Annotated in this window: 10 protein-coding genes; 5 read left to right on the forward strand and 5 right to left on the reverse strand. The window is 64.7% G+C overall.

Annotation, left to right across the window (positions count from 1 at the left end):
• Window positions 1-47 precede the first annotated feature (47 nt).
• From CRO07_RS16120 to CRO07_RS16130, 3 genes are all read left to right on the forward strand, one after another.
• A complete protein-coding gene (locus CRO07_RS16120; RefSeq protein ID WP_097031684.1) occupies window positions 48-1,139 on the forward strand; it encodes a BMP family ABC transporter substrate-binding protein in 1,092 nt (363 codons plus the stop codon).
• A 129-nt stretch (window positions 1,140-1,268) separates the two neighbouring features.
• Window positions 1,269-2,339, forward strand: coding sequence for an NAD(P)/FAD-dependent oxidoreductase (locus tag CRO07_RS16125; protein WP_097031685.1), 1,071 nt, complete (start codon window positions 1,269-1,271; stop codon window positions 2,337-2,339).
• 103 nt (window positions 2,340-2,442) lie between these two features.
• Window positions 2,443-3,237: a glycoside hydrolase family 25 protein gene (locus CRO07_RS16130; RefSeq protein ID WP_097031686.1), complete on the forward strand. Its 795-nt coding sequence runs from the start codon at window positions 2,443-2,445 to the stop codon at window positions 3,235-3,237.
• A gap of 71 nt (window positions 3,238-3,308) precedes the next feature.
• Here CRO07_RS16130 and CRO07_RS16135 read toward each other — a convergent pair whose 3' ends face one another.
• Both CRO07_RS16135 and CRO07_RS16140 read right to left on the reverse strand, forming a co-directional pair.
• Window positions 3,309-4,973, reverse strand: a complete 1,665-nt coding sequence (locus CRO07_RS16135) for a cation acetate symporter (RefSeq protein WP_097031687.1) — start codon at window positions 4,971-4,973, stop codon at window positions 3,309-3,311.
• Window positions 4,970-5,278 carry a DUF485 domain-containing protein gene (locus CRO07_RS16140; protein ID WP_235841054.1) on the reverse strand — a complete coding sequence of 103 codons (309 nt, stop codon included), beginning with the start codon at window positions 5,276-5,278 and terminating at the stop codon, window positions 4,970-4,972. The genes CRO07_RS16135 and CRO07_RS16140 overlap by 4 nt, the downstream gene beginning before the upstream one ends.
• A gap of 211 nt (window positions 5,279-5,489) precedes the next feature.
• Here CRO07_RS16140 and CRO07_RS16145 point away from each other — a divergent pair, with 211 nt between their 5' ends.
• A complete protein-coding gene (locus CRO07_RS16145; RefSeq protein ID WP_097031689.1) occupies window positions 5,490-6,071 on the forward strand; it encodes an eCIS core domain-containing protein in 582 nt (193 codons plus the stop codon).
• Window positions 6,072-6,190: 119 nt separating this feature from the next.
• Here the strand turns inward: CRO07_RS16145 and CRO07_RS16150 are convergent, their stop codons facing one another.
• Window positions 6,191-7,273 carry a ParB/RepB/Spo0J family partition protein gene (locus CRO07_RS16150; protein WP_097031690.1) on the reverse strand — a complete coding sequence of 361 codons (1,083 nt, stop codon included), beginning with the start codon at window positions 7,271-7,273 and terminating at the stop codon, window positions 6,191-6,193.
• Window positions 7,251-8,657: an AAA family ATPase gene (locus tag CRO07_RS16155; RefSeq protein ID WP_097031691.1), complete on the reverse strand. Its 1,407-nt coding sequence runs from the start codon at window positions 8,655-8,657 to the stop codon at window positions 7,251-7,253. Before CRO07_RS16155 ends, CRO07_RS16150 begins: the two co-directional genes overlap by 23 nt.
• A gap of 584 nt (window positions 8,658-9,241) precedes the next feature.
• Here CRO07_RS16155 and CRO07_RS16160 point away from each other — a divergent pair.
• Window positions 9,242-10,567: a replication initiation protein gene (locus CRO07_RS16160; RefSeq protein ID WP_097031692.1), complete on the forward strand. Its 1,326-nt coding sequence runs from the start codon at window positions 9,242-9,244 to the stop codon at window positions 10,565-10,567.
• Here the strand turns inward: CRO07_RS16160 and CRO07_RS18970 are convergent.
• Window positions 10,536-10,743: hypothetical protein (locus CRO07_RS18970; RefSeq protein WP_204840038.1), on the reverse strand; the 208-nt coding region annotated here is incomplete at its 5' end. The genes CRO07_RS16160 and CRO07_RS18970 overlap by 32 nt on opposite strands.

Here is a 10,743-nt window from a genome sequence, read left to right on the forward strand (position 1 = left end):
GCACGCACTACCGGCCGGGCGACCGGCCCATTCAGGGAGCACTACCAATGGATCGCAGAACGCTTCTCGCCGGCGCCGCCTCGGGGCTGGCGCTGTCGCTGGCCGGTCGGACCGCGCTGGCGCAGGCGAAAGAGAAGGTGAAGGTCGGCTTTGTCTTCGTCGGCCCGATCGGCGACGGCGGCTGGACCTTCCAGCACAACGAAGGCCGTCTGGCCGTCGAAAAGGAATATGGCGACCGGGTCGAGACGATCTATCAGGAAAGCGTGCCCGAAGGATCGGACGCCGAACGGGTGCTGACCCAGATGGTGCTGGCCGGTTGCGACATCATCTTCACCACCTCGTTTGGCTACATGGATGCGACCAACGCCGTCGCCGCCAAGTTCCCGAACGTGAAGTTCGAACACTGCACCGGCTTCAAGCGCGACCATGCGAACGTCGCGACCTATAACGCCCGCTTCTACGAAGGCCGCGCGGTCTGCGGCACCATCGCGGGCATGATGACCAAATCGAACAAGATCGGCTATATCGGCTCTTACCCGATCCCCGAGGTGGTTCAGGGCATCAACGCATCCTTCATCCATGCGAAGAAGGTCAACCCGGACGTCACGATCTCGGTCGTCTGGGCCTACACCTGGTTCGACCCGGCGAAAGAGGCCGACGCCGCCAAGGCGCTGATCGAACAGGGCGTCGACGTGATCCTTGCCCATACCGATTCGACCGCGCCGCTGGCCGAGGCCGCCAAGACGCCGGGCGTGATCGGCTTTGGTCAGGCATCGGACATGGCGAATTACAAGCCCAGCCCCCGGGTGTCTTCGATCATCGACAACTGGGCGCCCTACTATGTGAAGCGCGTGGGCATGGTTCTGGACGGAACCTGGGCCAGCACTGACGCCTGGGAAGGCATCGCCGGTGGCGAGGTCCAAGTCGGTGAGATCACCGACGCCGTTCCCGCCGAGGTCAAGGCGAAAGCGATGGAAATCCACGACGCCATCGCCGCCGGCACCTATCATCCCTTCACCGGGCCGCTGAACCGTCAGGACGGCAGCGCCTGGCTTGCCGAAGGTCAGGTCGCCTCGGACGGTGATCTGCTGGGCATGAACTTCTATGTCGAAGGCATCAGCGGCGAGATCCCGAAATAAGCCGCCCCTGACCTGAAACGAAGGCCCGGACCGACAACGGCCCGGGCCTTTTGCTGTGCGCGGCGGCCGGTGACGGACCGCACCAGACACCCCCTTGCCAATCCCCGCGCGGCGGGTCAGCTTGCCGGCATGGACAGCGATTTTCTTATCATCGGCGGGGGCATTGCCGGCGTATCGGCCGCCGCCCGGCTTTCGGAACTGGGCTCGGTCACGCTGCTTGAGGCCGAGGATACGCTGGCGCATCACGCCTCCAGCCGGTCGGCGGCCCTGTATGAACCGCGCTATGGCCTTGCGCCGGTGGTCGAGCTGTCGCTGGCCTCGGGTGCGTTCTTTCATGCCGCCAAGGGCATCCTGTCGCCGCGCGGGATGATGGTCGTCGGCCGCGACGACGAACGTGATCGATTCATGGCCGAGACGCAGGCGATGCAGCTTGACGCCCTGTCACCGGCCGAGGCGCGCGCCATCGTGCCGATCCTGGCGCCTGACGTGACGCTGGCGGCCCATGCCGCCCATGCCTGGGACATCGACACCGACCTGCTGCTGCAAGGCTTTGCCCGCGAGGCGAAGGCCCGCGGTGCCACGCTGCGCACCAAGGCGCGGGTGACCGCGATCGCCCATCAGGGCGGGCGCTGGCAGGTAACGGCGGATGAGGGCTACAGCGCCGGCGTTCTGGTCAATGCCGCCGGCGCCTGGGCCGATCAGGTGGCCAGGATGGCGGGGGTGGCCCCCCTTGGCCTGACCCCTCTGCGCCGATCCATGGCGCGGATTCCGGCGCCGGGCGGGCATGATGTGTCGGGCTGGCCGATGATCTTCGGTGTGGGCGAAAGCTGGTATGCCAAGCCCGACGCCGGCGCGCTGATCGTCTCGCCGGCCGAGGAACACCCGATGGAGCCGCACGACGCCTGGGCCGACGACATGGTTCTGGCCGAGGGCCTGGCGCGCTACGAAGAGATGGTGACCGAACCCGTCACCCGGCTTCTGGCATCCTGGGCGGGGTTGCGCACCTTCGCCCCCGACCGGGTTCTGGTGATCGGCCCCGACCGCGCCCGGCCGGATTTCGTCTGGCTGGCGGGACAGGGCGGCTATGGTTTTCAGACCTGCCCGGCGGCAAGCCGCCTTGTCGCTGACCTGATCGGCGGCCGCGGAACGGACCTGTCCACCGCGCTGGTTGCGGCCCTGTCGCCGGCGCGCTTCGGCTGACCCCGTGCGGCCGGCGCCCAAGGGGTGACAGCGGGGCGCATCTGCGCCACAGTCGGGGCTGTTCCCGCCCCCTGCCCCCCCTACCGATACCGACCGGAGCCCCATGACCCGACGCCTTCTTGCCATTGGCCTTGCCTCGCTGCTGCTGTCCTGCGGCGGTCAACCCGACCGGACCGCCGGGATCTCCCCCGGGCAGACCGTCAGCGTCGCCCGCCCCGCGTTCGGGGACGCCAAACCCCACGCCTGGACGGGCCGCGCCCCTCAAAGCTATGCGGTTCACGGCATCGACGTGTCGCGGTTTCAGGGGCCGATCGACTGGCCGACCGCAGCCGCGGCCGGCGTCTCTTTCGCCTTCCTGAAGGCAACCGAGGGGGGCGACCGCGTCGATGCGATGTTCCACGAAAACTGGCGTGCCGCCGGCCGCGCCGGGGTGCCGCGGGGCGCCTATCACTTCTTCTACTTCTGCCGCCCGGCGCATGAACAGGCCGACTGGTTCATCCGCAACGTCCCGGCCAGCCGAGACAGCCTGCCACCGGTTCTGGACATGGAATGGAACCCGTTTTCACCCACCTGCACCTTCCGCCCCGAACCCGCGGTGGTGCGCCGGGAAGCGCAGACGTTCCTTGACCTTGTGGGCCGGCACTATGGCCAGCGGCCAATCATCTATACCACCGTCGATTTCTTCGAACGGAACCAGATGTGGCGGCTTTCGGGCTATGAATTCTGGCTTCGCTCGGTCGCGGCGCATCCGTCAGACCGCTATGACGGCCACCCCTGGACGTTCTGGCAATACACCGGCACCGGGATCGTGCCCGGCATCGACAAGGTGACCGACATCAACGTGTTCCATGGCAATGCCGCCGCCTGGGCCGCATGGCTGGGCCAACGGGCACAGTAACCACCCCACGCATGACAAAGGGGCGGCCGGTGTCCCGGCCGCCCCCTTTCGTTATCGGATCGCAGGCGCCCTTAGTGCGCGACCGCACCCGCCGCACCAAGCCCGGTTTCGGACCGGACGAACTGCGCCGGGAAGCCGGCCTTGTCCAGTTTTGCCCGCTCGGACCGATCGGTGACCGAGAAGAACCAGATCCCGCCAAAGGCCGCCGTCATCGAGAACAGGGCGTATTGCTCCCACGGGAAGATCGCCGTTTCAAAGCCCAGCACGTTGACCCAGACCGTCGGGCCCAGCACCACGCAGCCCACCGCCGAGAACAGACCCATCAGCCCGCCGATGAAGGCGCCACGGGTGGTCATGTTCTTCCAGAAGATCGACAGGAACAGCACAGGGAAGTTCACCGAGGCCGCAAGACCGAAGGCAAGGCTGACCATGAAGGCGATGTTCTGGTTTTCAAACACCAGACCCAAGGCAATCGCCAGCACGCCAAGAACCAGCGTCGCCATCCGCGACACCATCATCTCGGTCTTGTCCGAGGCGCGGCCCTTCTTGATGACGCGGGCATAAAGGTCATGGCTGACCGCCGAAGCCCCCGACAGCGCCAGCCCCGACACCACCGCAAGGATGGTCGCGAAGGCCACCGCCGAGATGAAGCCCAGGAACACATCGCCGCCGACTTCGCCCGACAGGTGAATCGCCGCCATGTTGCCGCCGCCCAGCAGCTTGCCTGCCTCGTCCAGATAGGCCGGGTTGGTGCCGACAAGCGTGATGGCCAGGAAGCCGATGGTGACCGCCAACATGAAGAAATAGCCGATGAAGCCGGTGGCATAGAACACCGATTTCCGCGCCTCTTTCGCATCCGGCACGGTGAAGAACCGCATCAGGATATGGGGCAGACCCGCCGGGCCGCACATCAACGCCAAGGCCAGCGAGATGGCGGTGATCGGGTCAGAAATCGAGCTGGACGGCGACAGGATCGCCTCATGCGCCGCATGATTGTCGATCGCCGCCTGCATCATCGCCTCTGGCGAGAAGCCGAAATGTTTCAGCCCCAGCAGAACCAGCAGCGTGCAGCCCGACAGCAGCAGCACCGCCTTGGTGATCTGCACCCAGGTCGTCGCCAGCATCCCCCCGAAGGTCACATACAGCATCATCAGGACGCCGACGAGGATCACCGCATAGGCATATTCCAGCCCGAACAGAAGCTGGATCAGCTTGCCCGCGCCCACCATCTGCGCAATCAGATAGAAGATCACCACCGTCAGCGCACCAAAGGCCGACAGCGTGCGGATGCGGGTCTGCTCCAGCCGGAACGAAGCCACGTCAGCGAAGGTGAAGCGGCCAAGGTTACGCAGACGTTCAGCGATCATGAACAGGATCAGCGGCCAGCCCACGGTCCAGCCCACGGTGTAGAACACGCCGTCGACGCCCTTGCCGAACACCATGCCCGAGACACCCAGAAAGGCCGCGGCCGACATGTAGTCGCCGGCGATGGCCAGACCGTTCTGAAAGCCGGTGATCCCGCCCCCGGCGGTGTAGAAGTCCGACGCCGACTTGGTGCGCCGCGCGGCCCAGGCCGTCAGCCCCAGCGTCGCCGCCACGAAGAACAGAAACATCGCGATGGCGATCACGTTCACCGAACGCTTGGTCACGTCGCCGTCAATGGCGCCGCCGGCGGCAAGACCAGAGCCGGCAATGGCCACCAGCGCGGCGGCCGAAAGGAAAAAGACGCGGATCATGCAATGGTCCCCCGGATCGCTTCGCGGGCCAGCCGGTCGAACTGGCCGTTCGCCCGCGCCGTGTAGATCCCGGTCATCACGAAGGCGAAGGCCTGGATGCAGAACCCGACAACCAGCCCCACACACCAGGCCGACGTGCCCATAAGCGGCATGGAGAACAGCGCCGGATTGAAGATGGCGACAGAGACGAAGCTGATATAGACCGCCAGCACGATGACAGACAGCGTGATGGCGAAACGGTTGCGGCGCGAGACCAGCTGCTTGAAGCGCGGGTCGGCCAGAATCTTTTCGTGTGCGGGAACCATAGAACTCCTCCTCGGTGCACCGTGGTGCGCAATATTATGTTGGCGAACGGAATCAAAGCGAAACTTTCGCTCTTGCAGCATGGCTTTTGCGCCTGCGGCATAATGTGCGGGCGGGCCGCAACCAAAGACATATCCGGCGCCCGGTCCGGTTGACTGCGCCCGCACATCGCCCGAAACTTGCGCAGGCCATCTTCGCAGACCGAGCCATCGCATGATCCTGTTTCGCGTCTTTCTGCTTGCCGTGGTGTGTTTGCCGGCGACGGGTGCGGCGGCGCGCGAAACCGCGGCAGAGGCCCTCGCCCGGTCGCTGGCCATAGCCGGCACACAGCAGGCGGTGCAGGTTCTGGCAAACGCGATCCAGACCTCGCGCGATCAGGCCCTGGCCGAAGGGGTCGCGCCAATCCCGGCCGAGATCCGGCGCCAGCTTTCAGGCCATGTCCCTGATGCCGATCTGGACTCGGTGCGCTGGCGTGTGCGCGGCGGCAGCGACCTGTCGCTTCAGCGCACCGCGCTGGATCACGGCAGGGCCACGGCAATCACCCTGATCGACATCGTGGTTTTCGCGGACAAGGGCGACGCGCTGGCGAATGCCGCGCTCTGGGCCCATGAGCTGCGCCATGTGACCCAGTATCGCGAATGGGGCCTTACCGAGTTCAGCCGCCGCTATCTTGCCGACCATACCGCGGTCGAGGCCGACGCGGCAGGTTTCGCTGCGAAATGGTCAGGTCCGCTCTCGCGCGCCCGCAAAGCCCCGCAGCGCCGGCCGTGGACACCGCAGACCAACGCGCCGTAGCCCGCCATATCCGAGACACACCCCTTGCGCGCATTATGGCCAGAAATGCGCGCAATGGCCATAAGTCTATGTTTTCATGCGAATATTTCGCACAAGGCAAACTCACCGAACACCATATCTCAGTCCGGTTTCGCCGGCGAAACCTTGCCCGACACCAACAATCGGCGGAGTTCGTCGACCACGCGGCGAACCAGCGCCTCATCGACGTCGGCCCCTTCCAGTCGAAGAAGATAGCCATCGCCGTCACGGGCGGCGATCGTCACCTGTGCCGCTGTCGCGGTCGGCTTGCGCACCGGGCGTCCCCCGCGCGACGGGTCGGGCGCCTTGCCCTCGGCCGCTTTGACCAACGGCTCCATCAACGCCCATTCCGATTCGGCATCGGCGCCCTGCCCTGTCGCCAGCGCCTGACGCAACGGACCAGCATAGCCGGTGCGCAGCGCATGGGCCAGCCGCAGGCCCGGCCGTTCGCCCAGCGAAACCGCGAAGGTCAGCAGGTCGCCCAGCTCCTCATGGATCAACGCAAAGCTGCGGATCTTCGACCGCTTCGCCTTCGAGGCTGCGGCGAACAGCACGTCCACCGCTTCCTCCACGGATGCGAACGCCCCCTGCCCCGCAGCCAGCGCCGCGATCCGGCCGCGCTCATACGGAGACAGATCGGCGCGGATCTCGTTTTCTTCGACCATCGCGACATAAGCAGCCGAGACATCCGCAGGCTGCCGCACCAGCGCCCGCACCCGCGCGAAGCGGTCGTCGCCGGTCTCGGCATGAAGCGAGCGCAGCGCCCACAGCCGCCGCCAGCCCGAGATCAGGCCGTAGCGTTCGCCGTCACCCTCTGACCGCTCGAACACCTCGACCGGCAACCGCAGCCCGTGCGCCCGGATCGAAGCGCACAGCTCGTCCATCTCCTCGCCATCAACCCGCAGCCGGTCGCGGGTCAGATCGTCCGCGCGAATGTCGGACAGCGCAATCTCGATCAGCAGCAGGCCGCTGGCCTCGGCCGCGCGCAGCCGGCCGGCATCGGCGCTGTCGCGCGCCGCTGCGGCGCGGTCGGCCACAGGCAGAGGCACCGACAGCGCCGCGGCATCGGCGGCAACCTGCGCGATCGGCGGCCGGGTCGAGACCGAGGTTTCGCGGGCGAAACCTGTCTCCAGTTCCTCCAGTTCCGCCGCCGAGGGCGCCTCAAGCCGTCTGCGCTTCGCCATCACGCGCCTCCTTCTGTTGCATCGCCTGATCGCGCCACCACGAACCGATCAGGATCTCTTTGAACTCGGCATAGGTCCGGTCGAACGTCTCACGACCGCGGACATAGGTCTCGCGATTGAAGTCGCGATAGTCGGCCTCGTAGATCCCGTTTACCTGTTCGCCCGCCTGACCCACCAGCGCCGTGAAATCCTGCCGATAGGCGTTCATGAAGTCGCCGAAATAGGCCTGAACGACATTGGCAAGGTCGGTCTGCTGGTTCGCGTCGAAACGGGTGATCAGCGCGCGGACCACGTCCCATTCGAACTTCACCTCGGGCAGGCCAGCCGCACGCCGGGCGCCGTTCTCGCCATCCTCGATGCTGGCGAAGGTGGAATAGAGCATGTCGAAGAACCGTCCGGTCGAATCGAACTCCAGAAACGAGGCGCCCAACGGCACGAGCAGGATGTCCGCCGCAGCCAGCGCATTGATCGTCAGGTACCCAAGCGCAGGAGGCGTATCGAGCAGGATGATATCGTAATCCTCCAGCAAGCCCTCACGGTCGAGAAATCCGGTCAGCGCATCCCACAGCGGCCAGCGCCGCAGCATCATCCGCCAGACAGGTACCTGAAACTCGGCCCAATACAGGTTCAGTTGCGCGCCGATCAGATCAATATTCGGCCAATGGGTTTTCTGCACCACATCCGCCGCGGTGATCTTCAGCGCCTCGGTCAGGGTCTCATCAAGGGGCAGGGGGGCCTCACCCTTCGCGGACCGGACCTCGTTCTCCTCTTGCACATGCAGCGCGTAATCCTTGGCGAGCAAAGGAAATACGGTCTGCCATTCATCCGCGACCCGTCCGCCCATGATCGAGGTCATCGAGCCCTGACTGTCCAGATCGATCACCAGCACCCGATAGCCGTCAAGTGCCGCGGACATCGCCAGATGTGCAGCGGTCGAGGTTTTGCCCACCCCGCCCTTGAAGTTGGCGACCGCCACGACTTTGGCAGGCAACCCCTTGGGCCTGTAAGGCCGATACTCCTTCGATGCAGCGCCTTCCTCGGCGAAGAAGTTTCGCAGCACCAGAACCTCTTCAAGCGTGAACCATTTGGCCCCGCCTTCGCCTTCCCCCTGCGGCAGGTCGGGATTGTTGCGCAGCACCCGCCGCAAGTGCGACGATGCCACCGGAATCAGATAACGGCAGATCTCCCATGTCGAGAACTTGCGCAAACGCTTCTTGCCGTCCGGGGCGTAGCCTTTCCGTGCCAGATCATCGCGCCCGCGGGCACAGAACGCGGCCGCTTTGGCGAATCGCGTCGTATCCACCGGCGCCCCGAGTTTTGCCGCAGCCGCGGCCGGGTCGAGGTTGAAATAGGGTGGCAGAGGGAAGTCAGTCTTCCGTGTCATGCTCTCGCCTCAGATCGATGTCACATATTTTGCTGTCTGTTGGCGAAACTATGGCACATCCCACGATGGATGTGAATCGGCTTCCACCGCGAACATGCCTTCCGATGAAAGAGCGCAGGTTTCGCCCGCGAAACCCCCATGAACCCGAAGATCCAGCACGACAAATCTTGTAGATTCTTTAGGAACTTTAAGACTTTGGATCAAACTTATTACATATTATCAGTGTGTTACCCCACGATAGGCACCTGCCTACAGGATGGTGGGCACCCATTTTCAGGCGCTCTGGCACCCGCTTTCAGGATGAATGGTGGCTGATTCCAGTTGGAAAGGCGCCCGTATGCGGTCCGATTCCCTTCCAGGGGCCTCCGATTCGCTAATCTCTGGTCACCGGACCGCTCCATCAGCCCCTTGCATGCCTTCCCACAAGAACGTCGCCCTGTATCCGGGTTCCTTTGGCCGATGTGCCGCCTTTGGCGGTACCTGTTTACAGGAGAGCGGCCACACCCCTCATGGGTACCTGATGGCCGCTTGAGCAAAGGTGCCGATTGCGGCATCATCGGCGCCGGGCAGAAGAAGGGCAGGGCATGGCGCAGAAGATCGCTGGCCGGGAAAAGGCGCCAAAGGGCGCCGTGATGCAGATCCCGAAAGAGGTGCTGACCGGCGCGCTGCGGCGCGAGTCGGTGAAGAAGAACGTGGCGGCGATCCACGTCTCGGGCAAGCTGACGCTGTTGCAGCGGAAGCTTTCCAATGTGCTTCTTTTGAACGCCTATGACCACCTGATCACCCGGCCGAAGCATTCGATCGATGCGCGCACGCTGTGCCTGATGGTTGGCTACAATTCTAACGACATGGAGACGCTGAAAGCGTCGCTTCGCAGCCTGGCCGAGACGGTCGCCGAATGGGACATGCTTGACCAGAAGGGGCGGCAGGAATGGGGGGTTTCGTCACTGCTCTCTTATGCCAAGCTTGCGGGCGGGATCTGCGAATACGCCTATTCGCCGGCGCTGGCGGAAAAGCTGCACGATCCGAAGGTGTTCGCGCTGATCAACCTGAACATCCAGCGCCGGTTCACCTCGGGCCATGCGCTGGCGCTGTATGAAAACTGTTTTCGCTTCGTGCGCACGGGCTCGACCGGGTGGTGGCCGATCGAGATCTTTCGCCGCCTGATGGGGGTGGACGACAGCGCCTACTACGAAAACTTCAAGCAGCTGAACGCCAAGATCATCAAGCCGGCCGTGGCCGAGGTGAACCGCAACTCGAACATCCTTGTCGAGCCAGAGTTCCGCAAGATGGGCCGCGCCGTCACCGAGATCCGGTTCCTGATCAAGGAAAACCCGCAGCTGGCAATGTTCGAGATCGACGATGGCGAAGCGGTGCGCAGTTCGCGCACCTATCAGCGTCTGATCGCGATCGGCGTGGGGGACCGCTTGGCGCGGCAATGGATCGCCGAACACGGCGAGGCCTATGTGGGCGAGAAGCTGGATTATGTGGCGGGGCAGGGCGGTGTGACGAGTCCCGTCCGCTATCTCTCCGCCGCCTTGCGCGATGACTATGGCGCGGCTGCCGACCCCGTGCCCTCACCCGAGGCGGTCGAGGCGCTGACCCGGCGGAAAGAGGCCGAGGATGCGCAGGCCCGGGCCGAAGCCCTGCGTGAGGCCGCGATCTCGGCCGAGCGGCGCGAGCGGGCCGAACGCATGGCGAAGGTGCGGGCGGTGGCCGAATCGCGCAATCCGACTCAGCGTGATGCCGACCGCAGGCTGTTCCTGCGCCAACTGGAGGGCGACCTCGAACGCGAGGATTTTGCCAGGCATGGTTGGGCTTCGGCGCTGAATGCGCGGGCGATCTTTGCCTTCTGGGAAGAGTTGGAGCCGGGCCTTTTCAGCGGGACGGACCAGCCTGGGCTTCGGTGACGGCGCGGGGCAGGGGGGCGGCGAAGAGCGAAGAAACGTTACTTATCAGCGGTTTACCATGTGTCATGTGTATTTGTTTATTTTTCCTCTTGCGGGTTTTTTGTGTGTTCCCTAGATAGCGGCTCACCGAAGCGGAACGGCGACGGTTTTTGGGGTTGGGTTGCGGCGGTGCTGCG

It is taken from the genome of Cereibacter ovatus, from assembly GCF_900207575.1.
Classification (GTDB): domain Bacteria; phylum Pseudomonadota; class Alphaproteobacteria; order Rhodobacterales; family Rhodobacteraceae; genus Cereibacter_A; species Cereibacter_A ovatus.

What these genes read in the sequence shown, in the direction of transcription:
- CRO07_RS16140 (WP_235841054.1), bottom strand. Translation starts at nt 5,278, where the DNA reads ATGGTTCCCGCACACGAAAAGATTCTGGCCGACCCGCGCTTCAAGCAG.
- CRO07_RS16150 (WP_097031690.1), bottom strand. Translation starts at nt 7,273, where the DNA reads ATGGCGAAGCGCAGACGGCTTGAGGCGCCCTCGGCGGCGGAACTGGAG.
- CRO07_RS16135 (WP_097031687.1), bottom strand. Translation starts at nt 4,973, where the DNA reads ATGATCCGCGTCTTTTTCCTTTCGGCCGCCGCGCTGGTGGCCATTGCC.
- CRO07_RS16130 (WP_097031686.1), top strand. Translation starts at nt 2,443, where the DNA reads ATGACCCGACGCCTTCTTGCCATTGGCCTTGCCTCGCTGCTGCTGTCC.
- CRO07_RS16125 (WP_097031685.1), top strand. Translation starts at nt 1,269, where the DNA reads ATGGACAGCGATTTTCTTATCATCGGCGGGGGCATTGCCGGCGTATCG.
- CRO07_RS16160 (WP_097031692.1), top strand. Translation starts at nt 9,242, where the DNA reads ATGGCGCAGAAGATCGCTGGCCGGGAAAAGGCGCCAAAGGGCGCCGTG.
- CRO07_RS16120 (WP_097031684.1), top strand. Translation starts at nt 48, where the DNA reads ATGGATCGCAGAACGCTTCTCGCCGGCGCCGCCTCGGGGCTGGCGCTG.
- CRO07_RS16155 (WP_097031691.1), bottom strand. Translation starts at nt 8,657, where the DNA reads ATGACACGGAAGACTGACTTCCCTCTGCCACCCTATTTCAACCTCGAC.
- CRO07_RS16145 (WP_097031689.1), top strand. Translation starts at nt 5,490, where the DNA reads ATGATCCTGTTTCGCGTCTTTCTGCTTGCCGTGGTGTGTTTGCCGGCG.